The following is a 25,083-nucleotide window of genomic DNA, read 5'->3' as shown; positions in this document are numbered from 1 at the left end:
CCGGAAGACGGTGCGGACCCGGCCTGAGGCTCATGCTTCGAACCGCACCTGCAGCTTGCCGGCGTGGGGCGTGCGATAAAGGTCGACGATGGCGGTGGGCAGGTTGTCGAAGCCGTCGACGACGTGGCTGATCGGCTTCAGCTGGCCGCTGCGCATGAGCGAGGCGAGGTCGTCCTCGGCCGTGAGCCGCTCGGCGTAGAAGGCGTCGACGATCCAGGCCTCGGCGCGCAGTTCTCTGGCGGCGATGGTCGCCTCCACGGTCTCGGAGATGCCGAACATCCGGCGCAGCGAGGGCCGCTGCTGCGGCCGGTCGAGCCGATCGGCGTAGTAGCCACCGGCGCCGCCGTAGGCGAGCAGGCGGCCGCCTCGGTTCATCCGGCCGGTCACGGTCGCGGTGAGCTCGCCGCCGATGCCGTCGGAGAAGACGTCGATGCCCCCGGGGAACGCGGCCTGCAGCCGCTCGGCAAAATCCTCGCCCCGGTAGTCGATGCAGCCGTCGATACCGAGGGTGTCGACCACCCAGCGGCAGCGGTCGGCGCCGCCGGCGAAGCCGATCACCCGGCAGCCGGCGATGCGGGCCAACTGGGCGACGATGGAGCCGACCGACCCGGAGGCGCCGGCCACCGCCACCTGCTCGCCGGGCTTCAGCGGTCCGCACTGGCGCATGCCGAAATAGGCGGTCATGCCCGACGTGCCGAACATGTCCATCAGCACCTCGGCCGGCCACGCCCGCACCATTTCGGGCCTAAGGGCGTAGCACCATTGCGAGTTGGTGCGGTTCAACGCCTTCACGCCGTCGTTCGGCGTGCCGTAGCCGACCGAGGCGTCCAGGCTGCTGATCACCTGGTGGTCCTGCCAGCCGGCCTGGCAGGCGATGGTGTCGCCCTCGCGGAAGGCGGGATCGCGCGAGCGGATCACCTGCGCGCAGGCGTAGTTGCTGAGGTCGGTGTCGCCGAGCCGGGTCATGCCGGTGGCCATGCGCGAGCGGGTCGCAGAGTGGATGTTGATCAGCCTGACGCGCACCAGGGCCTGGTTTGGCGCAAGGTCGGGAATCGGACGTTCGCGCAGCTCGAACTGCTCGGGGCCGAGCACGTCGTCGACCATCGGCTTGGCGAAGATCCACTGGCGATAGGTCTCGGACATGGTGAGCTCCACGGGCCGCGAGGGCATCGACGGGTTGCACAGTGTTTGTGGCCATTGCGTCTTCGGCCACCGGAAGGGGTTTCGAGACGATGGAGGGTCGGGTCAAGCCCGACCATGACGAGGTGGGGCGGAAAGCCTTTATTCTCAACGTCATGGTCGGACTTGACCCGACCATCCCTCCGTTCTGAGAGTCAAGATCTCCGTGCAGCGCCGCTGGAAGCTAGCCGACACAAGCCCCTCGTCCCAGGGCGCGGCGGGGCTGTAGAGCGCCCGCAGATGCCCGACGAAGGCGCTGACCGACGCCGGCACCAGGGGCCCACGCGGGTGGACCGCGTAGATGCCCACGTCGACGGAGCCTTCGTAGGCGGGCAGGATCCGATCCAGCCGACCGGCGGCGATGTCGCGGCTGACGTCCCAGAGCGAGCGCAGGGCAATTCCCGCACCGGCCAGCGCCAGTTCGCGCACCACCTCGCTGGAGTTGGTGCGCACCCGGCTTTCGCCGGCGAGCAGGGCCGGGCCGTCGGGCCCGTCGAGCCGCCACGGCAATTGCCCCGTGGCGGCCAGCAGATGGTGACGGGCGAGATCGGCGAGGCGCGTGGGCGCGCCCCTCTCGGCCAGATAGCTGGGCGCGGCGCACAGCACCCGGCGGCTGGTGCCCAGCCGGTGGGCCACGAGGCTCGCCTCGATCGTCGGCGCGATACGGATTGCCACGTCGATCTTCTCGGTCAGCAGGTCGACGAAGCCGTCGGAGAGGTCGAGCTCGAGATCCACCTTGGGATGCTGCTCGAGAAAGGTCAGCAGGTACGGCGCGATGTGCAGCCGTCCGAACGAGGTGGGCGCCGTCACCCGCAGGCCTCCGGCCAGCGCGCCTTCCTGGCCGGCGATGCGGGCTTCCGCCGCGCGGATAGCGGCCAGGATCGCCAGCACGTCGGCGTGGAACACCTGGCCGGCGTCGGTCAGCACCAGCCGGCGCGTGGTGCGATGCACGAGCTGGGTGGCGAGGCGGCGTTCCAGCCGGGCGAGCCGCTTGGACACCATGGCCGGCGAGATCCGCAGCCTCCGGCCCGCGGCGGACAGGCTGCCCGACACGACCACCTCGGCGAACAGCTCATAGTCCGGATCCATGGCCTATCCTGACGATCTGTTCTCTGGAAGAACAGCTGCCTTCGCTATCGATCGTCTACCGGGGGGAAAGCGGATCGTCTACAATGCCTCCGAGAGGATCGCCCCATGTCGCTCAGGATGCCGGAACCGGATGCTGCGGTGATCGCCCGCCGTGGCGAGATCGCCGCTGCGCTGCGCGCCATCGTGCCGGGGGAGGGGGTGATCGACGATCCGGCGATGCTGCGCCCCTACGAGTCGGACGGGCTCACCGCCTACCGGCAGCCGCCGATGCTGGTGGTGCTGCCCGAGACGAAGGATCAGGTCTCGGCAGTGCTGCGGTGGTGCCACGGCCAGGGCGTCAAGGTGGTGCCGCGCGGCTCGGGCACGTCGCTGTCGGGCGGGGCGCTGCCGCTCGCCGACGCCGTGCTGCTCGGCATGGCCAAGTTCAACCAGGTGCTGGCCGTCGACTACGAGGACCGGGTCGCGGTGGTGCAGCCCGGCGTCACCAACCTTGCCGTCACGCGCGCGGTGGAGGACGCCGGCTTCTACTATGCGCCCGATCCGTCGAGCCAGATCGCCTGCTCGATCGGCGGAAACGTGGCCGAGAACTCCGGCGGCGTGCACTGCCTCAAGTACGGGTTGACGACCAACAATGTGCTCGGCGTCGAGCTGGTCATGATGGACGGAGAGATCGTGCGCCTGGGCGGCCGCGCGCTCGATCCGGCCGGCCTCGATCTGCTCGGCATCGTGGTGGGCTCGGAGGGGCTGCTCGGGGTGGTGACCGAGGTCACCGTGCGCATCCTGGTGAAACCCGAGACCGCCCGCGCCCTGCTGATCGGCTTCGCCAGCGTCGAGAGCGCCGGCCAATGCGTCGCCGACGTCATCGCCGCCGGCATCATCCCGGCGGGCATGGAGATGATGGACCGGCCGGCGATCCACGCCGCCGAGGCCTTCGTCAACGTCGGCTATCCTCTGGACGTGGAGGCGTTGCTGATCGTCGAGCTCGATGGTCCGGCCGCCGAATGCGATCACCTGATCGACGAGGTGGAGCGCATCGCCCGGGCCGACGGCGCCGTCTCCTGCCGCATCTCGCGGGACGAGGCAGAGCGGCTGGCCTTCTGGGCCGGGCGCAAGGCCGCCTTCCCGGCGGTGGGCCGCATCTCGCCCGACTATTACTGCATGGACGGGACCATCCCGCGGCGGCGGCTGCCGGAGGTGCTCCAGCGCATGGAGCAGCTCTCGGCCCAGCATGGCCTCGGTGTCGCCAATGTCTTCCACGCCGGCGACGGCAATCTCCATCCGCTGATCCTCTACGACGCCAACGTGCCGGGCGATCTGGAGCGGGCCGAGGCGTTCGGAGCAGACATCCTGCGCCTGTGCGTCGAGGTGGGCGGCGTGCTCACCGGCGAGCACGGCGTCGGCGTCGAGAAGCGCGACCTGATGCCGGCGATGTTCTCCGAGGTCGATCTCGCCCACCAGCAGCGGCTCAAATGCGCCTTCGATCCGGGACTGCTGCTCAACCCGGGCAAGGTGTTCCCGACGTTGCACCGCTGCGCCGAGCTCGGCCGCATGCACGTGCATGCCGGCCAGGTCGCATTCCCGGAGCTACCGCGCTTTTGATGCCCATGCTCGCGCCCACGACGTCGGCGGAGCTCGCCGATGCGATCGCCGGCGCCGCCGCCGACGGCACCAGGCTGGAGATCCGCGGCGGCGGCAGCAAGGCCGGCGTCGGCACCGGCGGCCGCCAGACGGCGGTCCTCGATATGCGCGGCTTCGCCGGGATCATCGACTATGACCCGGCCGAGCTGGTGCTGACCGTGGGTGCCGGCACGCCGCTGGCCGAGGTGGAGACGCTGGTCGCCGCCCACGGCCAGATGCTGGCCTTCGAGCCGTTCGACCACGGCCCGCTGTTCGGCCGGCCGGTCGGGGCCGCCACCATCGGCGGCATCGTCGCCGCCGGCGTCGCCGGCTCGCGGCGGCCGGTCATGGGCGGCGTGCGCGACCATCTGTTGCGGTTCGAAGGGGTGTCGGGCCGTGGAGAACCGTTCATGGCCGGCGCCAAGGTGGTGAAAAACGTCACGGGCTACGACCTGCCGAAGCTGATGTGCGGAAGCTGGGGGCGCCTCGCGGCGCTGACCCAGGTGACGCTCAAGGTGCTGCCGGCGCCGCGCGAGACCACCTCGTGCCTCGTCCGAGGCCTCGATCCACGGCAGGCCTGTGCGGTCATGGCGCGGGCCATGGGCTCCCAGGCCGAGCCGTCTGCGGCCATCCACATCCCGGGACGGGCGCGTGGCGCGTCGCTCACCGTGCTGCGGCTGCAAGGTTTCGGCCCCTCGGTTGCGGCCCGCGCCGCCCTGCTCGAGCGCCTGCTGGGCGAGCATGTCGTGGAAACGCCCGATGCCGCGCTCGCTGAGGCGATCTGGGGCGACGTCCGCACGCTCGCACCGATGAACGACGGCCGGCCGTTGTGGCGCCTCAGTATCGCTGCCGGGGCCGCGCCCGCCGTGATCGCGGCGCTCGAGCCCCTCGGCGCCCAATGGCAGATGGACTGGGCCGGCAGCCTGATCTGGCTGTGCTTCGATGGCGGTGGCGAACTGGTGAGGCGCACTGCGGCGGGGGCGGGCGGTCACGCCATGCTCGTGCGCGACGACCGCGGCGTCTACGCGGGCATGCCGACCTTCCAGCCGCAGGCGGCGGTCCTGGCCGCGCTGGAGACGCGGGTGCGGCGAGCCTTCGACCCGGCCGGGGTGTTCGAGACCGGGCGCTTCAGCGATCTGGCGCCCCATTTGGATCTGGCCCATGCAGACTAGCTTCACGGCCGCGCAGCTCGCCGACCCGGCGATGGCTGCGTCGGAGGCGGTGATCCGCAAATGCGTCCACTGCGGCTTCTGCACGGCCACCTGCCCGACTTATGTGCTTTTGGGCGACGAGCTCGATTCCCCCCGCGGCCGCATCTACCTGATGAAGGAGATGCTGGAGACCGAGGCCCAGCCGACGGCCGAGGTGGTCAAGCACATCGATCGCTGTCTCTCCTGCCTGTCGTGCATGACGACATGCCCGTCGGGCGTGAACTACATGCATCTGGTCGATCACGCCCGGGCCTATATCGAGCAGCGCTACCGCCGGCCCTGGCACGAGCGGGTACTGCGCGCAGTGCTGGCCGCGGTCCTGCCTCATCCCGCCCGTTTTCGGCTGGCGCTGGCGCTGGCGCGCCTCGCCCGGCCGGTCGAGCCCTTCGTGGGCAAGCTGCCGGCGCTGAAGCCGGTCGCGGCCATGCTGGCGCTCGCGCCCCCTCGGCCCGCGGCGCGCGCTTCGGCGACGGCGGCGCCGGTGGCCGACGCCCGGGGGCGCGTCGCATTGCTTCAGGGATGCGCGGAGCCGGTGCTGCGTCCCGAGATCCGGGCGGCGGCGGTGCGCCTGCTCAACCGCGCGGGCTTCGACGTCGTCTTCGCCCCCGACGAGGGATGCTGCGGAGCGCTCGTCCACCACATGGGCCGCGAGGGGGCCAGCCTGGAGGCGGCGCGGCGCAACGTCGATGCCTGGACGCGCGAGCTCGAGGGCAGGGGGCTCGATGCCATCCTCGTCACCGCCTCGGGCTGCGGCACGACCATCAAGGACTACGGGTTCATGCTGCGCGACGACCCTGCCTACGCGGCGAAGGCCGCGCGCGTCTCGGAGCTGACGAAGGACATCAGCGAGTTCCTGGCGGGCATCGCGCTGCCGGCCGGAACCGGCGCCGCCCCCGGCCTCACCGTCGCCTATCATGGGGCCTGCTCGCTCCAGCATGGGCAGAAGGTGACGGAGGCGCCCAGGCGCCTGCTGACCGCTGCCGGTTTCACGGTCCGCTCCCCGGCCGAGGCGCACCTGTGCTGCGGCTCCGCCGGCACCTACAACATCCTCCAGCCCGACATCGCGGGTCGCCTGGGGGCGCGCAAGGTGACCAACCTGGAGCGGCTCGGCGCCGACGTCATCGCCACCGGCAACATCGGCTGCGCCATGCAGATCGGCCGGCGCACCGTGCTTCCCGTCGTCCACACGGTCGAGCTCATCGACTGGGTGACCGGCGGTCCCCCACCGGTAGCGCTGGGCAACCAACCAATGAGGGCGTAGCCATGAGCAACTTGATCGACAAAGCCGGGTTGCAGGTGGCGGCGTCCCTGGTCGACCTGATCGACGATCACGTTTTGCCGGGCACGGGCATCGCGCCGGAGGCGTTCTGGCGCGGGACGGCGGATATCTTCGCCCGCTTCGCGCCTGAAAACCGTGCGCTGCTGGCCAAGCGCGACGACCTGCAGGCGCGCATCGACGCCTGGCATGTCGCCCGGCGCGGGCAGCCGCACGACGCGGCGGCTTATCAGGCCTTGCTGCGCGACATCGGCTATCTCGTGCCGGAGCCCGCACCCTTCACCATCGCGACGCAGAACGTCGACGCGGAGGTGGCGCGCCTGGCGGGGCCGCAACTCGTCGTGCCCGTGCTCAACACCCGCTTCCTGCTCAATGCCGCCAACGCCCGCTGGGGCAGTCTCTACGATGCTCTCTACGGCACCGATGCGCTGCCGGGCGAGCCGGCCCCGGGCGGCTACGATCCCGTGCGCGGCGCCCAGGTGATCGCGCGGGCCAAGGCGTTCCTCGACGAAGCGGCGCCACTGGCCGAGGGGCGGTGGGATGCGTTCACCGGCGGCACGCCACGGCTCGCCGACCCGGCTCAACTCGCCGGCAGTCGCGGCGCCTCTCTCTTGCTGCGCAACCACGGCCTCCACATCGAGGTGGTGATCGATCCCGCCCATCCGATCGGGCGCGACGATCCGGCCGGTATCGCCGACGTGATCCTGGAATCGGCGCTGACCACCATCGTCGACTTCGAGGATTCGATCGCGGCGGTGGATGCCGAGGACAAGGTCGCGGCCTATGCCAACTGGCTCGGGCTCACCACCGGCGATCTCTCGGCGAGCTTCGACAAGGGCGGCCGCACCACCACCCGTACCCTGGCGGCCGACCGCGACTACGTCGCTCCGGACGGCGCGCCGTTGACGCTGCCCGGCCGCACCCTGCTGTTCGTCCGCAACGTCGGGCACCTCATGACGACACCTGCGGTGCGCCTGCGCGACGGCAGCGAGGCGCCGGAGGGTATCCTGGACGGCATCGTCACCAGCCTGATCGGCCTGCATGACCTCGAGGGCCGCGGGCGCTTCCGCAACAGCCGGGCCGGCTCGATCTACATCGTCAAACCCAAGATGCACGGGCCCGACGAGGCGAGCTTCACCAACCGCCTGTTCGATGCCATCGAGGACGTTCTGGGGATCCCTCGTCATACGGTGAAGGTCGGTGTCATGGACGAGGAGCGGCGCACCTCCGCCAACCTTGCCGCCTGCATCGCGGCGGTGAAGGACCGCATCGTCTTCATCAACACCGGCTTCCTCGACCGCACCGGCGACGAGATCCACACCTCCATGCAGGCCGGTGCCATGGTGCCCAAGGGCGAGATGAAGGCGAGCGCCTGGATTGCCGCCTATGAGAGCCGCAACGTGCAGATCGGGTTGGCCTGCGGGCTCGCGGGCCGGGCCCAGATCGGCAAGGGGATGTGGGCGGCCCCCGACCGCATGGCCGACATGGTCGCCCAGAAGATCGGCCACCCCCGAGCCGGTGCCAGCACCGCCTGGGTGCCGAGCCCGACTGCGGCGACCCTGCACGCGCTGCACTACCACCAGGTCGACGTGTTCGCCCGTCAGCGGCAGCTTGCGGATGAGCCGACGCCCGGGCTCGACGCACTGCTTGCCATCCCACTCGCCGCCGGCACCAACTGGGCGCCCGACGCCATCACCCGCGAGCTCGACAACAACGCTCAGGGCATCCTCGGCTATGTGGTGCGCTGGATCGACCAGGGCATCGGCTGCTCCAAGGTCCCGGACATCAACGACATCGGGTTGATGGAAGACCGGGCGACGCTGCGTATCTCCTCCCAGCACATGGCCAACTGGCTGCTGCACGGCGTCTGCACGGCGGCGGAGGTGGATGCCGCGCTCCGGCGCATGGCCGCGAAGGTCGATGCGCAGAATGCGGGCGACCCGCTCTATCGGCCCATGGCCGGCCGCGAGAATGAAAGCCTCGCCTACCAGGCCGCTCGGGCGCTGGTGTTCGAAGGGGTGGAACAGCCCAACGGCTATACCGAGCCGCTGCTGCATGCCCTCCGCCTCAAGGCCAAGGTCCAGTCCAAGGGCTAGCCTGTCCCTCAACCGATCAACGGAGACTGCAGTGAGCCGGATCACGCTCGAACAGGCCAACACCATCGTCACGGCCGCCCTGGCCAAAGGTCGTGAGCTCGGTCTCAAGCCGCTCAGCGTCGCCGTGCTGGATGCCGGAAGTCACCTGATCGCCTTCCAGCGCCAGGACGGCTCCTCGACGCTGCGGCCGCAGATCGCCGTCGGCAAGGCGGCGAGCGCGCTGGCGCTCGGCGTGTCATCCCGCAAGATCGCGGACATGGCGGCTGAGCGACCGAGCTTCATCGCCTCGCTCGGGCCCATCGCTGCCCACGGGATCATCCCGGCCGCCGGCGGCGTGATCGTCGTCGGTGCGGACGGCACGTCGGTCGGCGCGGTCGGCATCACCGGCGACACCTCGGACAACGACGAAGCCTGCGCGCTGGCGGGGATCGCTGCGGCCGGGCTTTTGGCGCAGCGGTAAGAGGCGCATGCCGAAGGCGAGGTCTTGTTTAGTCGATGGATGGTCGGGTCAAGCCCGACCATGACGTTGGAAGTTGGGCAGCTTTCGTTTCCAAGTCGTCATGGTCGGGCTTGACCCGACCATCCATCGCACTTGCATCACTGCCGCAACGCTCACGGCTCCACGATGGCGAAGTCGGGGGTGAAATCGTCGAACAGGCTGGCGAGTTCGGCCAGCTTGGCGAGGTTGCCGTCCGCCTTGAGGCGGCCCGCCTGGGCTTCCGCGAGGAACGTCGTCCGGCGCGAGATCACCGCGTCGAGGGTGGCGCGCGTCAGGGACAGCGTGGCGTCCGCATCGGGCCGTGTCCTACCGCTGAGATAGCTGAGCGCACTGTTCTCCAGCGTGAGCGTGTAAGCGGCCGCCGGGTCGGTGAACACCCAGTTGATGGTGAACGCCTTGCCCTGGGCCTTCTGGCCATTGAGGCGCACGCCGAGGAAGTCGAACACCATGTCGATGGTCAGCGCCTTCAGCGGGTCGCCGCCGACCGCTCGCTTCGCCGCGGTCGGGCCTCGTCTCAGCTCCTGGGCCGCGAACAGATAGGCGTTGCGCCAGGTCGCCGCCTCCGCCAGGTAGCCCAGCTGTTCGAAGGCATCGGCGTTGAGCGCCCGGGCCTCCTGGTTGCCGGGTTCAGCGAAGACCACCTGGTTCGTTACCTGCGCCACCCAGCGATAGCGGCCTGCGGCGAAATCTTCGCGCGCGCGGCGAAGCACTGCGTCGGCTCCGCCCATGTAATCGATGGTGCTGCGCGCCGTCTCGACCGGCGGCAGCGGGTCGAGATTGGCTGGGTTGCCGTCGAACCAGCCCAAATACTTCTGGTAGATGGCCTTGGCGTTGTGCCGGACCGTGCCGTAATAGCCGCGGTTGTGCCAGGGCCTGGCGAGCGTGTCGGGCAAGGTCAGCGTCTCGGCGATCTCGGCCGCGGTCAGGCCGTGATTCATCAGCCTGAGCGTCTGGTCATGCACATATTTGTAGAGGTCGCGGGCCTGGCGCAGGAAAGTCTGCAGCCGCGCCTGGCCCCACACCGGCCAATGATGCTGGCCCATCAGAACGTCGGACCGACTGGCGAACAGCTCGATCGCCTCGTTGATGTATTTCGACCAGGCGAGCGGATCGCGCACCTCCGCGCCGCGGAACGGCAGCAGATTGTGGAACAGGTGCGTGGCGTTCTCCGCCAGATTGAGGGCGCGGAAGGCCGGGAAGTAGATGTGGAACTCCGCCGGCGCCTCGCTGTTGGGCGCCATCTGGAACACCATCTCGACGCCGTCGACGGTGCGCGTCTCGCCGGTTTCGCGCACCAGGTCGGTCGGCGCGATCAGGGTGACGGTGCCGCGCGAGATCGATTTGCCCAGGGCCGCGTCGACCTGGCCCTCGACGCCCACGTCGAGGAACATGCCGAACTGGTAGTGGGCCCGCCGCAGCATGGCGTTGCCGGCGATGACGTTCTCGGAAACGGCGTGCTCCATGAAGCCGTCCGGCGCGATGACGGCGACGGCACCGCTCGCCACCGCCGCTTCGTCGACGACGCCCTTCACCCCTCCCCAATGGTCGGAGTGGGTGTGGGTGTAGATCACCGCCTTCACCGGGCGCGGCCCGCGGTGGGCGCGGTAGAGCTCGAGGGCCGCCCGGGCCGTCTCCGCCGTGGTCAGCGTATCGATGACGATAAGGCCGGTGTCGCCTTCGACGATGGTCATGTTGGCGATGTCGAAGCCGCGCACCTGGTAGATGCGCGGCGCCACCTCGAACAGGCCGTGGCGGCAGTTGAGCTGGGCCAGGCGCCACAGGCTCGGGTGCACGGTGTCGGGCGCCTCGTCCGCTTCGAGGAAGCGGTAGGGCGCCAGCGACCAGATCACCCGGCCGTCGGCGGCCGTGACGGCCGCGTCCGGGATCGTGCCGACGAAGCCGCGTGCGGCGTCCTCGAAATCCTGGCGATCACCGAACGGCAGCTCGGCGAGCGCAGCCCGGTGGGCGGCGACGACCGGCGGCTCGGCGCCCTTGCGGGCATAGGCTTGGGGCATGAGGTACCTCACTCACCGGGGGCGGGCGCCGGCGCGGCTGTGGTCGTGGGCCTTGCGGCCAGGCGCGCCCGGTCCCGCTCCGGGCGTATGAACACCATGCCGATGAGACCACAGATCATCATGATGATGCCGCAGGTGACGAAGCCGCGATTGAAGCCGTCGAGCGGAGTGGCTGCGTCCTGGATCATGAAGCCCATGACCGCCGGCGCGAGCACCCCCGCCATCGTACCGGCGGCGTTGCCGATGGCGAGCATGGCGCCGCGCTGGCTGGTCGGCGTGAGCTCGCTGACGACCGCATGGGACAGGACGTAGATCACGGCGGGCAGGGCGCCGCCGACGACTGTGGCAGCGATCTTGAGCCCGACAGTGGGCAGGGCCGGCATTATCGTCAGCACCACGCCGCCGGTGGCGACGCAAACGCCACCGAGCAGCCCCCGGGCGACACGGCTCGACACGCCCTTGAGCATCAGCCGCTGCGACAGCCAGCCGAGGAAGATGACGGTGACCACGCTGAGGCCCCAGGGCAGGGCGGCGATCCAGCCGACCTGATGCTGGCTGAAACCGAGACCGCTGATCAGATACGGCGTCTGCCAGGCGATGCCGATGGAGAGCGCCCAGTAGGCGCCGAAGTAAGCGCACCAACAGGCCAGCACGCTGGGCGTGGTGAGGAGCCGGGCATAGGGAATGGTGGCGCCGCTCGATTGGCTGCCGGCGGCCGGCTCGTCGACCAGGGTGCCCTCGCGGCCCCACATGAACCAGGCGAGCGTCCAGGCGAGGCCGAGAACGCCCAGGAGGCCGAAGGCCCAGCGCCAGGAATGGTTGACGATGACCCAGTTGAGCAGCGGCAGCGCCACCATGACGCCGATGCTGGCGCCCTGGGCGATGACCGCGGTGGGCAGCACGCGCCGCTCGTTCGGGAACCACTTGTAGGCGGCGTGCAATGCCACCGGGTAGGCCGGGCCTTCGCCCGCGCCGAGCACGATGCGGCAGGCAATGAGGCCGGCAAAGCCGATCTGGCCCAGCATCGGAAACTGCGTCAGCGCCCACACCAGACCCATGACCAGGAGGGCCCAGCGCGCCTGAATGCGGTTCACCAGAAAGCCCGTGACGATGGCCGAGATCGAGAACAGGAAGAAGAAGCTCGAGCCGACCAGGCCGAACTGGCTCGGCGTGAGCTCCAGGTCGCGCATGATCGGCACGCCGGCGAGCCCGATGATCGCCTTGTCGACGAAGTTGATCAACATGAACAGGAACAGCAGGGCCACGATGCCCCAGGCGCCGGGCTGCGCTGCGCGCGTCGTCATGGTCTTGGGCCTCTTTACCTTGCTTGATGGATGGCCGGGTCAAGCCCGGCCATGACGACTTTGCATCGATGCCCGAATAGCTTTGAATGTTATGGCCGGGCTTGACCTGGCCATCTCTCGACCGGCTTTTACTGCCGCGCCATTTCCGCCTTGCCGATGCCGTCGCCGTCGAGCTGCTGGCCGTCGTGCATTTCGACGACGACGCGGATCAACTTGCCGGTGAAGGTGAATGGCGCAGCATAGTTGGCGACCGGGCTGCCGCGGTCGCGCCCGATGTCGAGGCCGGACCACGAGATGAAGTTGATGAAGTTCAGGTTGCTCTCGGCGCTGCCGGCGGGCTCGCCGTCGATGGTGAGCGTGCAGATCCTGAGCTGCGGCTGGCGCGGGTTGACCGGCACCGGCTTGGCCACGCGCACGCCGAGCCGGCGAGAACCGGACGGCACCGCGCGGTCCGACACCACGGTGCGGTGCTCGCCGCCCACGTTCATGTCGTAGACGAGCCGGCCGTCGCGCACGAACAGGCTGTAGCCGGAGGTGGCATCGCCGTGGGCGATGAGCACGCCCTCAGTCGCACCGGTGATCTCGACCTTCGCCTCGATGGTGTAGTCGCGGCTGCGCACGTCAGGGGCCACGTCGGTCGGCACGTGCCCCATGCCGGCATGGAAGACGAAGCGGCGGCGTGGCCCGTGGAAGCGGGCGGCGTTCTCGGCGAAGCGAGGTGCGAAGCGGTCGTCGAGCGGCAGCACCTTGTGGCGCTCGGCCTCGCGCCACCACAGCTCGATCAGGGCCGCCAGGCGCTCGGGCTCGGTAGCCGCGAGATCCTCCGCTTCCGAGAAGTCCCGGTCGAGGTGGAACAGCTCCCACTTGTCCTTGTCGAAGGGGAAGCCGGACGGGTGGTAGGCCACCGCCTTCCAGCCGGCCTCCCAGATGCCGCGGTGGCCGAACATTTCGAAATACTGGGGCTTGGGCCGTTGCGGAGCGTCGGGATCGGTCAGGCTCGCGGCGAAACTCACCCCTTCCAGCGGCTGCTGCGCGACGCCGCCGATCTCGCTCGGCGCCTCGACCCCGACGAGCTCGAGCAGGGTCGGCACCAGATCGCACGCGTGCACGAACGGATGGCGCAGTTCCCCCCGGGCCTTGATACGTGCCGGCCAGGAGATGACGAATGGGTCGCGGATGCCGCCGCCATGGGTGTTCTGCTTGTAGCGGCGCAGCGGCGTGTTGGCCGCCATGGCCCAGCCGTGCGGGAAATTGGAGTGAGTGTCCGGGCCGCCGATGTCGTCGATGCGGGCGAGCTTCTCGGCCATCGGCTCCGGGCGGAAGTTGTAGGGGCCCATCGCGTTGACGAAGCCGAGCGGGCCGCCCTCCTGGCTCGCGCCGTTGTCGGAGAGCACGACGACCAGGGTGTCATCGCGCAGCCCCGCCTGGTCGAGAAAGGCGAAGAGCCGGGCCAGATGCTGATCGGCGTGGTCGAGCATGGCGGCGTAGGCGCTCTGGAGGCGCGTGAACAGGCGCCGCTCGTCCTCGCCATGCTCCGCCCAGGGGCCGACGCCGTCGTTGCGCGGCGGCAGGCGCGTGCCCTCCGGCGTAACGCCCATGGCGATCTGCCGGGCCAGCCGCTGCTCGCGCTCCACGTCCCAGCCGTCGGCGAAGACGGCGTCATAGCCCTTGATCAGCTCGAACGGCGCCTGGTGCGGCGCGTGGCAGGCGCCGAAGGCGAGCCACGTCAGCCAGGGCAGGTCCGGCTTGTCGGCCTCGTGGTCGGCGATGAAGCGGATCGTGCGGTCCACCAGGTCGGCGGTGAGGTGATAGCCGTCGGCGAAGCTGCCGGGCGGGTCCACGTGCGAGTTGTCGAGGATGAGCTCCGGCGCATACTGGTCGGTCTCGGCGTCGAGGAAGCCGTAGAATCGGTCGAAGCCGCGACCGAGCGGCCAGCCGTCGAAGGGGCCGGTGGCGCCGCTCTCGGTCAGCGGCGTGACGTGCCACTTGCCCACCATGTAGCTGCGGTAGCCGTGCGGCTTCAGCATCTCGGCGATGGTGCCGGCCTCACGCGCGATCTTGCCGCGGTAGCCGGGATAGCCGCTGTCGAAATTGGCCAGGCAGCCGACGCCGACGGAGTGATGGTTGCGGCCGGTCAGCAGGGCCGCCCGCGTGGTCGAGCACATGGCGGTGGTGTGGAAGCTCGTATAGCGCAGGCCTGCCGCCGCAAGCGCGTCGATGGTCGGCGTTCGGATCGGCGAGCCGTAGCAGCCGAAGTCGGAGAAGCCGACATCGTCGAACAGCACGATCAGGATATTGGGCGCACCCGCCGGTGCGCGCTCGCCCTTCGGCCACCATGGCGTCGATTCGCCGATGGTGCGGCCGATCCGGCCGCCGAACGGGGGCTGGTCATCCTGTGCCACGCGTCCTCCCTTCTGGGCGCCGATGTGCCCTATATAGAATTCGAATTATGATTATCATACAGCACAACCCGCGGACAAGAGCGTAGCCATGACCGACGACCTGTTCAGTCTCGACCTGCCCGGCGTGACCCCGTCACGCCAGAGCCGTAGCCGGGAGACCATGGAAGCGCTGCTCAAGGCCGGTGAGCAGCTGCTGCGGACCCGCCATCTGGAGGATCTCTCGATCGTCGACCTGACGGCTGAGGTCGGCGTGACGGTCGGCTCGTTCTACGGTCGCTTCGAGAGCAAGGACGCCTATTTCAATGCCTTGCAGGTCATCGCCATCCGGCGCGGCCAGGCGCGCTACGTGGCGCTGCGCGCATCGGGCGCGCTAGCGCAAACGGATCTCGCCGAGCTCTGCCGGCTGCTGGCGGAGCACGCGGCGGGGTGGTTCCGGGAGCACGAGGGGGTGGCACGGGCCGCGCTGCGGCACAGCTCTCGTCCGGAGCGCTGGAGCGCCTTCAAGGAGCTCGGCCGCGTCTTCGTGGTCGTCAGCACGCCCGACATGCTGGCGCGCCTTGGGCCGGGGCGGCGGGCGGCCAAGACCCGCACCGTCGGCTTCGCCTTTCAGGCGATGTTCGGCATCCTCGTCAACATCGTGCTGAACGATCCCGGCCCGTGTGGGCTCGACGATGCCGATCTGGTGCCGCGCCTTGCAGCCCTGGTCGAAGCGATCGTCCGCGTCGAGGCGGACGGTGCCGCTCCCGACGGGCGGGGGCGCTCGCCGCGCGCGCGACGCGCCGCCAAGGCGTGACGTGGGGGCGACGCCAGCCCCGCAGCTACAGTCCGCGGCGCCGGTTCCGCAGCTCGCTCCGCGGCGGGCAGAGGTCGGCCTGCGCGCCCGCATAGACCTGGCGATAATTGGTGAGGTGCACGCCGTCGGGCTCGAGCGCGACGGCCGCGGCAGAGCGGTCGCCGGCGGCCTCGAACAGACGGACGAAGCGGCAGCCGGCCGCCGCGCAAACCGCCTCCAGGGCCCGGTCGTAGTCATGGATCGTTTCGGCGGAGACGAGCGAGTACATCGGCTTCATCGGCGGTAGATCGGTGACCAGCACGTCCGTCGAGAGTGCGCTCAGCTTCTGGACCAGGTCCACGGCCTGCCCGGCAAAGTGGGTGCTGGCCGCCGGCCTTCCCTCGGCTGCCAGCAAATTGTTGGTGCCGAAGCTGGCGACGATGGCCGAGGGGTGCCGCACCTCCGCCAGGGTGGCGGCCAAATTCGTCAGATCAGCGGCGCCGGCGCCGCTGAGGCCGGCGTTCACGACCGGAACCCCGCAGAGCGACGGCAGGAACAGCCGTTCCACGTGGGAGTCACCAATGACGAGGATGTAGCCGCCGAAGATCTGGCCGATCTGGGCCTTGATCGCCGCCGAGCGGATCTTCACCAGGCGGCTGAAAGTGGGGTCTGGCGCCGGGCGCGCCAGCATCGTCCAGACGGCCAGGCCCGCGCCTGCCGCCGTCAAGATCGCCAGTGCCAAAGCCAGGCGCGCCAAGGTCCGTCGCACCGGCAGCGAGCGCCATCGGAGGCACGCCGGCTTGCGGGTCGTTTCGGCCACTTGCGGAGCTCACCTGTTCATTGGACGCGTTCGCGGCGCGCCGCGAACTGGCGAAGCCATGTGTGCTCGCGAAAGAACTCGCGGATCGGACGGGCGGGAAGCCCGCCCCAGCGGGCGCCGTCCGGCACGTCATGCATGACGCCGCTGGCGGCCGCGATCTGAGCGCCTGCGCCCAGATTGAGATGTCCGGCGATGGCGCTCTGGCCGCCGATGGCGGCGAAGTCGCCGACCGTCGTCGACCCGGCAATGCCGACCTGGGCCACTACCATGCAGTGTCTGCCGATCACGACATTGTGGGCGATATGGACGAGGTTATCGATCTTGGTTCCGTCGCCGACCATCGTGTCGCGGCCGCTGCCTCGGTCGATGCAGGAGTTTGCGCCGATCTCCACGTCGTCGCCCAGGATGACCAGACCGACCTGAGCGACTTTGGCGTGGCCCCGGCGGGAGCTGGCGTAGCCGAAGCCATCCTGGCCGAGACGGGCGCCCGAGTGGATGATCACCCGTGCTCCGAGAACGGCGTGAACGATCGAGGCGCCGGCCGCGATGGCGCAGTCGTCACCCACGATCACCCCGGGACCGATGATGGCTCCGGCGCCGACGGTGACGCCCGATCCGAGCGACGCGTTGGCGCCGATGATCGCTCCGGTTTCCACCGTGCAGTGCTGGCCGATCTTAGCTGTCGGATGGATGGTGGCGCCGGCCGACAGGCCGCGCTCGCCCAGGATCAGCGTCGGCCGCGATGCTTCCGGATAGATGCGCGCCAACACGTCGGCGAATGAGCCGTAGGGGTCGTCACAGACCAGAGCGATCGTTGCGGCGGGCACGAGATTGGCGAACCGCGCCGCCACCAGGCAGGCGGAGGCGCGCGTGACCGCGAGTGCCGGGGCGTACAAATGACTGCTGACATAGGCGATGTCGTTGATCCCTGCGCGCTCCACGGCAGCCGCCCCGCTGATCTCGAGCGCCGTGTCGGCGCCCATCGGAACCGGCGCCCGGGCGATATGGGCGACCTCCTGCAGCGACAGGGGAATGCCGTGGAATTGGGAGGTTCGCATGAAGGACCTTTGTCCGTTGGCTGGTGACCGGATCACGTCCGGCAGACGGTTGAATGCAGACGTCGAAGGCAGAGACGTTGGAGCTAGCCGACGGCTAGCATCCGGAGGCGCTTCGCCGGGGCACCGCTCCGGCCCGATCCAGCTGGAGCCTTTCGGAAGCGGGCACGCCGACCCCGCCGGCAGCAGGCACGCAATGACGGTCGTGCCGATCGTGCGCAGTCCCGAACCGACGTGGGCGGCTGCTTTCCGCCGCCCACGTGAAGGGCTTCGCGGCAGGGTCTTGCCCGGCGCATCGAGCCGCTCGAAGCGACGGGCTTCGACGAGCGCGTCGTGAGGCTGTGGGCCACGTGACCGTGAAGCTCCGGCGTCCATCTGCGACCTCTTCTGTCGAGGTCGCGGTTGTCGCTCGTGCTCCGAGCCGCAAGATGGCCGAACGTTGTCCCAATGTTGCTGGAGTGCAAGTTGTCCCTTCCGGTCCCGCATAGGGCAAGTTTTGGCTCTCGCAAGTCGGTGGACGGTCGGGTCAGGCGCGGCCATGACGTGTCGAAGAAGCTCCTCGCTTCCGCGTCGCCATGGCCGGATTTGGTCCTATCGGCCATAAATTCAAGAATAGATCTTTCCGAAGCTGCTTTGATTAGCAGAAATACGTGCCCGGACGGCGGCCACGATGGTGCGAGCCGTGCCGTGGGCGCGTTCAGCATTGCGGAAAGGTGAGGCGCGCCTCCAGGCCCCGCGGCCGGCGGCCGAGCAACGTCAGCGTGCCCCCGTGGCTTTCCGCGACGGTCTTGGCGATGGGCAGGCCGAGGCCGAAGCCGGTCGGCTCGTTCCGCGATCTCGCTTCGTCGCCGCGGGCGAAGGGCTCCAGCAATCGCTCCATGTCCTCGGCGGGGATGCCCGGGCCGTCGTCCACGACCGCGATGGTGACGCGGGTACCGTCCGCCTCGAGGTCGACTCGGGTGAGGTCGGCAAATCGGACCGCGTTCTGGACCAGGTTGGTCACCGCCCGGTGCAGCGCGTCGGGGTCGGCGAGCGCCACGACTTGGCCGGGGCCGGCGAAGCCGACCGTGTAGCCCATGTCGGCAAACTGGTCAGTGACGGTCTCGATCAGATTGGAGATGTCGACCCGGGTGCGCGCCGGCGAGCGGCCTTCGCGCAGATAGGACAGCGCGGCATGAACCATGGCGTCCATCTGGGCCAGGTCCCGCTCCATTGCTTCGCGCACGTCCTGCTCGGCGATGAATTCGAGCCGCAGGCGCAGCCGCGTAATGGGCGTGCGCAGATCGTGGCCAACGGCCGCCAGCATGCGCGTGCGCTCCGTCACCATGGTGCGGATGCGTTCGTGCATGCTGTTGAGCGCACGGGCCGCGCTGCGGATCTCCAGCGGCCCACGTTCCGGCAGGGGCGGCTGGTCGCCATTGATCGAGAAGCTCTCCGCCGCGTCCGCGAAGCGGCGCAGCGGCTGCGCCAGCAGGCGCCAGGCCCAGACCGACAGGAACGCGAGGTTGATCGCCAGGAAGAGCACCGTGGCGACGACGGCGCCGGACCATGGCCGCATGGGCGGCCGGTCGACGCGGATGCCGGCGCTGACCGTGATGACGCTTTCATCCCGCAGCGTGATGGCGAACTGCGGCCCGCGGTACGGCAGGCCGGGACGCGGCTCGAGCGCGACGACCTGGAATCCGGGCCCGAGCATTTCCCGCAGAGCGCGCTGCTGCGGCGGCGGAGCCCTGTTCACCTCGCGCGCCGGGACCGCCTCGCGGCCGCCAAGGGCGATGGCGTAAAGGCCGCTCTTGGCATTGACGGCCGCGACCATGGATTGGCGAGCCGCCGGCGGGGCCGCATCGATGAGCTCCGCTGCCGTCGCGACCGCGGCGAGCTCCGGCGGGACATGCAGGCGCGTGCGCGGTGCCGTGGCCCACAGCAGCATCAGCAGCGACACGTGGAACACGACGATGGCGGCCACCAGCAGCAGAGCGATCTGGCTGCCGATGCGCTTGGGCCATCCGAACGGGAGCCTCATTGCCGCTCGACGGTCGGCGTGAACAGGTAGCCCCCGGAGCGAATGGTCTTGATGAAGTCCGGGTCGCGCGGATTGACCTCGATCTTACGACGCAGGCGGCTGATGAGCACGTCGATGCTGCGCTCGTAGGCTTCGATGGCGCGCCCCTGGGTGATCTCCAGCAGCCGCTCGCGCGACAGCACGCGGCCCGGCTGCTCGCACAGCGCCTGCAGCAGGTCGAACTCGGCCCCGGTCACCGGGGTGCGCACCCCCTCGGGGCTGGTGAGATGGCGGGCCGCCAGGTCGAGCCGCCAGCCGGCGAAGATGCGCACCTTAGCGTCGGGCGACGCTGGTTGGTCGAGACGCCGCCGCAGCACCGCCCGAATGCGCGCCAGCAGCTCGCGCGGGTTGAACGGCTTGGTCACGTAATCGTCAGCGCCCATTTCCAGCCCGAGGATGCGGTCGATGTCCTCGCCCTTCGCCGTCAGCATGATGATCGGCACATCGGAGTGCGAGCGCAGGCTCCGGCAGATGCCGAGGCCGTCCTCGCCCGGCAGATTGATGTCCAGGATGATCAGATCGGGCGCGTCGTCGGCCATCTGCCGGTCGAGGTCCTTGCCGTCGGGCGCGGTCGTCACGTGGTAGTCGTTGTCGCCGAGATAGCGCGCGACGAGCGTGCGGATCTCGCGGTCATCCTCCACCACCAGGACATGCGGGGACGTCAAAGGTGAGCCCTCCGGCCCGGGCGAGGCGCTGGGGGGCAACGGCCGCCCGACGCGGATGCGACACGACCACGGCAGCGCGTTAGGGGCAGAGCGGTGCGGGCCGCGAGCAGCGACAAGGAGCAACTCCTGACGAGGTCGCCCGGTATGTCGTCCGCTTTGAGGCGGAAATCCGGCTCAAGTCGGGTGTTTTCGGCCTCGTGTGTGAGCGTTTGTGAACGCTCGCCGGTTGCCTGTGTCGGGCTCCGCACGGCATAAGGCCAGCGACACGCAGCGCGAGGAGACCGATGCCGCATCAAACGCACGCCTCCAACCCTGCCTGGTCCTGGCTCGCGCCGGCTGCGGCGAGTGCCCTGCTCGCCGCCAAGTTCGCGGGCGTCCTCGACGTGACATCGGGACTGGCGCTGACCTTCGCCGCCGTCCTGCTCGGGGGCGCGGTGTTCGCAGCGGTCCACCATGCCGAGGTCTTGGCGCTGAAGCTCGGCGAGCCGTTCGGCTCGATCCTGCTGGCGGTCGCGGTCACCGTCATCGAAGTGGCGCTGATCGTCTCGATCATGGTGTCGGGCGCCGCCGGGTCCGATCAGGTGGCGCGCGATACCGTGTTCTCGGCCGTCATGATCGTGCTGAACGGCGTCGTCGGAATGTGTCTGATCCTTGGTGGACAGCGCCATCACGAGCAGTCCTTTCAACTGCACGGCGCCGCGGCGGCGCTCGGCGTGCTCGGCGTGCTCGCCACGATGGTGCTGGTGATGCCGAACTACACGCTGGCAACGCCCGGGCCCGAATTCTCCGTCCCTCAGCTGCTGTTCGTTGCCGCCGTCTCGCTCGCCCTCTACATCGTCTTCGTCTTCGTCCAGACGATCCGGCACCGCGACTATTTCCTCGATGCGGAGTCCGATACGGCCGACGCATCCGACGTCATCAAACCGACGGCGCCCGTCACGGCGGCGAGCGCTTTGCTGCTGCTCGTGTCGCTCACCGCCGTGGTGCTGCTGGCCAAGCTTCTGTCCTATCCGCTCGATACGGCCATCACGTCGGCGGGCCTGCCTCAGGCCTTCGTCGGCGTGGTGATCGCCGCGGTCGTGCTGCTGCCCGAGGGCATTGCGGCGGTCCGCGCCGCGCTGGGCAACCGCTTGCAGAACAGCATCAACCTGGCGCTGGGGTCGGCCATCGCCAGCATCGGACTGACCATCCCGACGGTCGCCGTCGTCTCATGGTTGATGGAGTCGAAGCTGACGCTCGGCCTCATCACCGAGAACGTCGCCCTGCTGTCGCTGACCTTGTTCGTCAGCACGCTGACGCTCGGCACGGGCCGCACCACGGTCTTGCAGGGCGCCGTTCACCTCGTGATCTTCGCGGTGTTCCTTCTGCTGTCGGCCATCCCGTGAAGGGCCCGGACTGTATGTGCCGCGGGGGCTCTCATTTGCGGGCGAAGGTGCCGAGCCCCTCCTCGTCGAGGTAGTCGATCGTCAGCGTGCGGAAGCCGGTGCGTCCGTCACCCTTGAAGGTGGCCAGCGCGACCGAGCCGTCGGGCTGGTTCTCGCTGGACGGGACGAAGGTGAAAGCGTTGCCGTCCCAGTGGCTCAGCGGGTACGTGGCGCCAGCCGGCCCGAGCTTCAACACCAGGCGGTCATCGCGCGCCATCACCTGCGCAGGGCCATAATAGCCGCTGGCATAGTCGCCGGCATATCTGGCCAGAGCCGCGGCGGTGGCCGGCCTGGCGGGCCGCGGCTTGCCCGCCACGCTGCCCACGGGCGCATAGAGCGGCCGCATCAGCGGCTGATAGGCGGTGAACCAGTCGCGCTCGATGCGGCCGACCTGTACGAGATCGGTGAACTGCGAGGCCAGCGTCTCGGCCGCCCCGATCGGCTGGGCGTTGGTGAGCACGACGATGCCGACCCCGAGCGACGGGATGATGGCGACATGCGTGCCGGCGCCCAGGGCAAAGCCCCCGGAGTGACTCACCACAACACGCCCGGCCGCCGATGAGCCGACGTTGAAACCGAAGCCGTAGAGTCCCGGGCGGGCGTCGGCGGCAAAGGAGTGCGACGAGATTATCTGCCCCGTGATCGCCGGCAGCAGCGCCTTGGCCGGCATGATCTGGCGGCCCTCGTAGGTGCCGCTGGCGAGCAGCATCGCCATCCATCGCGCCAAATCGTTGACGGAGGAGCTGACGCCGCCGGCGGGCGACTGCGCGTCGGGCTGGCGCTGATACCGGGCCTGCCAGCCGCCGCCGACGCGCACGTGCCCGACCGCCCGGTTCGGTCGCTTTTCGAAGTCGGCGAAGCGCGAGCTGGTCGCGTTCATGCCAAGCGGCTTGTAGAGAGCGGCTTCGGCCAGCGCCGGCCATTCGGTCTTGGCGGCGGCGGCCACCGCCTCGGCGGCCGCGGTGAAGCCGAAGTTGGTGTAGGCGTAGCTGATGCGGAAGGGCGCCAGCGGCAGCAGCCGGAGCCGCTCCAGCACCTGCCGCTGGTTGAAGCCCAGGTCCTCCAGCGCATCGCCGGCGTGGTCGGGCAGACCCGAGCGGTGGCTCAGCAGATCTGCGATGGTGACGTGGGTGGTGACCCACGGATCCTTTAGCTTGAACCAGGGCAGGTGCAGCGTCACCGGCGTGTCCCAGGCCACCCGCCCGGCGGCGACCTCGTGGGCGACGATGGTGCCGGTGACGGGCTTCGACAGCGAAGCGATCTGGAACACCGTATCTGCATCGACTTTCGCCGGCTCGCCGGCTTTGCGCACGCCGAAGCCCTTGGCGTAGGCCGTGCGCCCGTCGCGGACGACGGCGACGGCCAGGCCCGGGATGCCGGTCTCGGCCATCAGCTGCGCGGCGAGGCCGTCGAGCTGGGCGATGGCCTTGTCGATCTGCCCGTCCGGGACCGGCAATGCGGACGCCTGCGGTGGCGTGGTCTCGGCGCCCTGCGCCGGGGCGGCGGCGAGCGCCAGGGCGGCGATGACGGCGAGGCCCGCGCCGCGGCGGCGGGGGCTGCGCACAGGCTGACACATGGCGGAGGCTCCGATGGCGACAGCGAGAAGGCGCTGTCCGCCTCCGCACGTCAAGCCCGCGCTTGCCGGTCCACCCCCGCGGCAAGGCCGCCGCGGCCCTATCGGTCCCGGTCGGGCCTGGTCACGAACACGGCAAAGCGATCCTGCCCCAGCACGAAGTCCGCAACCCGGCTCATGCCGAGCCGGGCGTGGGCGCGCAGCGAGGGCTCGTTGGCCTCATTGATGAACAGGATGCCCTGGCGCCCCTGCATGCGGACGGCGAGCTCGGCGTTGAGCGCCTCGAAGACGCCGTGGCCGCGCGCGGCCGCGTCGATGCAGATGGGCCCATAGGCGTAGCCATCCGTGTCGCCCGGCCAGGCCCGCAGCATGGCCGCCACAGGCGGGGCCGATGCCTTCGCCTTCGCCGCGGTGAACAGCACGCCCACCAGCTGTGGGCCGTTCCTGGCCACGAGGACCAGGTCGCCGCTGGCAATCCAGCCGCTTACCGTGCCGAGCGACCAGTCGCCGAAGAGGGCGCCGCCACGGCTCGCGGAATTGGCATCGAGCAGGGCCGTGATCGCCGGGGCATCGCGCGGCGCGGCAGGGCGGATGGCGCTCATGCTGTTTTTGCGAAACCTCCCCCGGATGGTTCCCGCCGTCATCATAGCGCATCGCGGCAAGCTTGCGCCCACGGTTGAAAGCGGACATGCACGGGGCTGACGCTGCGCCCGACAGGAGGGATCGATGAAGCCGATGATGCCCCGCCAAGCCCGATCGATGGCGCTTGCGGCCGTTCTCGGCGGCGCCATCGCCGCGGCTGCGCCTGCGTCCGCCGAGGTGCGCTTCGGCCGCAACGTCTATGTCGGCGGCCACGACTTTTCACACCAGACCTTCAACAAGAAGCGCCGTGGGGTGATTCACCTCTACGACCGCACGCCTCGCAACCAGGGCTGCACGTGGCGCGTGGACGGCCGCGGCGGAAAGGTGAAGGTGTGCCATCTGCGGCGGCGGTGAGGGTGTTCACCCTCAGAAATGCCCGCCGATGCGCAGCCGCACCTGGTGGCGATCGAAGCTGGTGAGATCGAGCCGTTCGCCCGTGCCGGCCGCGCCGCCGGCGACCTGTGCGCTCCACGCCACGGAGACCCAGACCCCCGCGGGGAGGGAGGCGTAGAAGGTCGGCCCGACATAGACGGCCTGGCCCACAAACCGGTCGAGCCCCAGGCCTTCATAGGCGCGCAGGTAGCGCGTCTCCGCCCCGATGAAGATGCCGGGTAGCGCCCGGTAGGCCAGCGCTGCCGAGACGTCGGTCCCCGAGCCGCGCACCGTCGGCCCGATGGCGCGCAGGCGCGTGCTCCCCATGTCATAGGAAAGGTTGAGCGCCGCCACCAGCTTGCCGGGGACGATCTCGCGATCGAGGAAGACGCCGAAATCCGCCCCGTAGCTCCTCGCCCTGCGCCCGGAGGCACCGTCGACGCCGCCAAAGCCCGGCGCGACGTTGAGGGTGAGCCCGAACGGCGCGCTCGCACGGTCGAGCAAGCGCAGCCGCGCCTCCAATGACGCGCCGTCGACATGGCCGGTATTCACGTCCCTGAGCTCCGGGACATTCCTGAGGGCGTAGCGGGAGAAGGACACCGCCGGGGCCAGGCGGAACTGACTGCTGACCGGCACCTTGAGGGTGAGAGCGCTATCGATGGCCTGGAAGCGGCCGCCGCGCCTGCCGAAGCGGCCGGTCGTCTCCGACTCGAATTCGGTCTCGCCCGGCGCACCGATATCAGTGCCTTCCGTGAAGCCGAAAATGTGCTCGGTATCAATCGCCTGCGGCGGAGCTTCGCCGCCGGCGATCGCCACATTGCGGAATGGCGTGGCGCCAGGCCACTCCGATGCCTCGGCACCCTCCAGCAGGGCGCCGGACATCAGCGCCGCCCTCAACAGACCTCGTCCCCGCATCCCGCCTCCTGCAAGTCGTTCGCAACAATGCAGAAGGGCTGCAGGAGATGCAAGTGATTATCATTTGCATTGCGTAGCGGCCGGGATGGCGCCAC

Annotated in this window: 20 protein-coding genes; 8 read left to right on the top strand and 12 right to left on the bottom strand. The window is 69.6% G+C overall.

Annotated features, from left to right (window positions below; all coding sequences use genetic code 11):
- Nucleotides 1–30 precede the first annotated feature (30 nt).
- Together IEW34_RS09085 and IEW34_RS09080 are read right to left on the bottom strand one after the other, a co-directional pair.
- Nucleotides 31–1,143, bottom strand: a complete 1,113-nt coding sequence (locus IEW34_RS09085) for an MDR family NADP-dependent oxidoreductase (RefSeq protein ID WP_188608854.1) — start codon at nt 1,141–1,143, stop codon at nt 31–33.
- 150 nt (nt 1,144–1,293) lie between these two features.
- Nucleotides 1,294–2,268: a LysR family transcriptional regulator gene (locus IEW34_RS09080; RefSeq protein ID WP_188608853.1), complete on the bottom strand. Its 975-nt coding sequence runs from the start codon at nt 2,266–2,268 to the stop codon at nt 1,294–1,296.
- A 105-nt stretch (nt 2,269–2,373) separates the two neighbouring features.
- Here IEW34_RS09080 and IEW34_RS09075 point away from each other — a divergent pair, with 105 nt between their 5' ends.
- From IEW34_RS09075 to IEW34_RS09055, 5 genes are read left to right on the top strand one after another with little or no spacing between them, the layout of a single operon-like run.
- Nucleotides 2,374–3,867, top strand: a complete 1,494-nt coding sequence (locus IEW34_RS09075; protein WP_188608852.1) for an FAD-linked oxidase C-terminal domain-containing protein — start codon at nt 2,374–2,376, stop codon at nt 3,865–3,867.
- Entirely contained in the window at nt 3,867–5,057 is a 1,191-nt protein-coding gene (gene glcE, locus IEW34_RS09070; protein WP_188608851.1) for a glycolate oxidase subunit GlcE, read from the top strand. The genes IEW34_RS09075 and glcE overlap by 1 nt, the downstream gene beginning before the upstream one ends.
- Nucleotides 5,047–6,357: a glycolate oxidase subunit GlcF gene (gene glcF / locus IEW34_RS09065; RefSeq protein ID WP_188608850.1), complete on the top strand. Its 1,311-nt coding sequence runs from the start codon at nt 5,047–5,049 to the stop codon at nt 6,355–6,357. Before glcE ends, glcF begins: the two co-directional genes overlap by 11 nt.
- A 2-nt stretch (nt 6,358–6,359) precedes the next feature.
- On the top strand, nt 6,360–8,468 hold the full coding sequence (locus IEW34_RS09060) for a malate synthase G (RefSeq protein ID WP_188608849.1): 2,109 nt from the start codon (nt 6,360–6,362) through the stop codon (nt 8,466–8,468).
- A gap of 31 nt (nt 8,469–8,499) precedes the next feature.
- The gene (locus tag IEW34_RS09055) at nt 8,500–8,928 is read left to right on the top strand and encodes a GlcG/HbpS family heme-binding protein (protein WP_188608848.1); all 429 of its coding nucleotides are present in this window, start codon (nt 8,500–8,502) and stop codon (nt 8,926–8,928) included.
- Nucleotides 8,929–9,080: 152 nt separating this feature from the next.
- Here the strand turns inward: IEW34_RS09055 and IEW34_RS09050 are convergent, their stop codons facing one another.
- The 3 genes from IEW34_RS09050 to IEW34_RS09040 form a co-directional block, all read right to left on the bottom strand.
- Nucleotides 9,081–10,982, bottom strand: a complete 1,902-nt coding sequence (locus IEW34_RS09050; protein ID WP_188608847.1) for an alkyl/aryl-sulfatase — start codon at nt 10,980–10,982, stop codon at nt 9,081–9,083.
- Between the two features lie 8 nt (nt 10,983–10,990).
- A complete protein-coding gene (locus IEW34_RS09045) occupies nt 10,991–12,286 on the bottom strand; it encodes an MFS transporter (protein ID WP_188608846.1) in 1,296 nt (431 codons plus the stop codon).
- 128 nt (nt 12,287–12,414) lie between these two features.
- Nucleotides 12,415–14,688: an arylsulfatase gene (locus IEW34_RS09040; protein ID WP_188608845.1), complete on the bottom strand. Its 2,274-nt coding sequence runs from the start codon at nt 14,686–14,688 to the stop codon at nt 12,415–12,417.
- Nucleotides 14,689–14,776: 88 nt separating this feature from the next.
- On the opposite strand from IEW34_RS09040, the gene IEW34_RS09035 reads away from it, so the two are divergent.
- Nucleotides 14,777–15,481, top strand: a complete 705-nt coding sequence (locus IEW34_RS09035) for a TetR/AcrR family transcriptional regulator (protein ID WP_188608844.1) — start codon at nt 14,777–14,779, stop codon at nt 15,479–15,481.
- Nucleotides 15,482–15,506: 25 nt separating this feature from the next.
- Here IEW34_RS09035 and IEW34_RS09030 read toward each other — a convergent pair whose 3' ends face one another.
- The 4 genes from IEW34_RS09030 to IEW34_RS09015 all read right to left on the bottom strand — a co-directional run bounded on the left by IEW34_RS09030 (nt 15,507) and on the right by IEW34_RS09015 (nt 20,062).
- Complete coding sequence (locus IEW34_RS09030) at nt 15,507–16,280, bottom strand: SGNH/GDSL hydrolase family protein (protein ID WP_188608843.1); 774 nt, start codon at nt 16,278–16,280, stop codon at nt 15,507–15,509.
- 17 nt (nt 16,281–16,297) lie between these two features.
- Nucleotides 16,298–17,338 (bottom strand): UDP-3-O-(3-hydroxymyristoyl)glucosamine N-acyltransferase, encoded by a 1,041-nt coding sequence (lpxD, locus tag IEW34_RS09025; protein ID WP_188608842.1) that lies wholly within the window; start codon nt 17,336–17,338, stop codon nt 16,298–16,300.
- A 694-nt stretch (nt 17,339–18,032) separates the two neighbouring features.
- On the bottom strand, nt 18,033–19,358 hold the full coding sequence (locus IEW34_RS09020) for an ATP-binding protein (protein WP_188608841.1): 1,326 nt from the start codon (nt 19,356–19,358) through the stop codon (nt 18,033–18,035).
- Entirely contained in the window at nt 19,355–20,062 is a 708-nt protein-coding gene (locus IEW34_RS09015) for a response regulator (protein WP_188608840.1), read from the bottom strand. Before IEW34_RS09015 ends, IEW34_RS09020 begins: the two co-directional genes overlap by 4 nt.
- Nucleotides 20,063–20,346: 284 nt before the next feature.
- Here IEW34_RS09015 and IEW34_RS09010 point away from each other — a divergent pair, with 284 nt between their 5' ends.
- Nucleotides 20,347–21,447, top strand: a complete 1,101-nt coding sequence (locus IEW34_RS09010) for a calcium:cation antiporter (RefSeq protein ID WP_188608839.1) — start codon at nt 20,347–20,349, stop codon at nt 21,445–21,447.
- A gap of 31 nt (nt 21,448–21,478) precedes the next feature.
- On the opposite strand, the gene IEW34_RS09005 is transcribed toward IEW34_RS09010, so the two are convergent.
- Both IEW34_RS09005 and IEW34_RS09000 read right to left on the bottom strand, forming a co-directional pair.
- Nucleotides 21,479–23,062: a serine hydrolase gene (locus IEW34_RS09005; protein ID WP_210324475.1), complete on the bottom strand. Its 1,584-nt coding sequence runs from the start codon at nt 23,060–23,062 to the stop codon at nt 21,479–21,481.
- Between the two features lie 98 nt (nt 23,063–23,160).
- The gene (locus IEW34_RS09000; RefSeq protein WP_188608838.1) at nt 23,161–23,661 is read right to left on the bottom strand and encodes a GNAT family N-acetyltransferase; all 501 of its coding nucleotides are present in this window, start codon (nt 23,659–23,661) and stop codon (nt 23,161–23,163) included.
- Nucleotides 23,662–23,785: 124 nt separating this feature from the next.
- Here IEW34_RS09000 and IEW34_RS08995 point away from each other — a divergent pair, with 124 nt between their 5' ends.
- Complete coding sequence (locus tag IEW34_RS08995) at nt 23,786–24,055, top strand: hypothetical protein (protein WP_308424373.1); 270 nt, start codon at nt 23,786–23,788, stop codon at nt 24,053–24,055.
- Nucleotides 24,056–24,067: 12 nt separating this feature from the next.
- Here IEW34_RS08995 and IEW34_RS08990 read toward each other — a convergent pair whose 3' ends face one another.
- Nucleotides 24,068–24,988 carry a DUF6662 family protein gene (locus tag IEW34_RS08990; protein ID WP_188608837.1) on the bottom strand — a complete coding sequence of 307 codons (921 nt, stop codon included), beginning with the start codon at nt 24,986–24,988 and terminating at the stop codon, nt 24,068–24,070.
- Nucleotides 24,989–25,083 lie beyond the last annotated feature (95 nt).

Source organism: Chelatococcus reniformis, from assembly GCF_014640075.1.
Lineage (GTDB): Bacteria > Pseudomonadota > Alphaproteobacteria > Rhizobiales > Beijerinckiaceae > Camelimonas > Camelimonas reniformis.
This window is presented reverse-complemented; position numbering and strand designations above follow the sequence as displayed.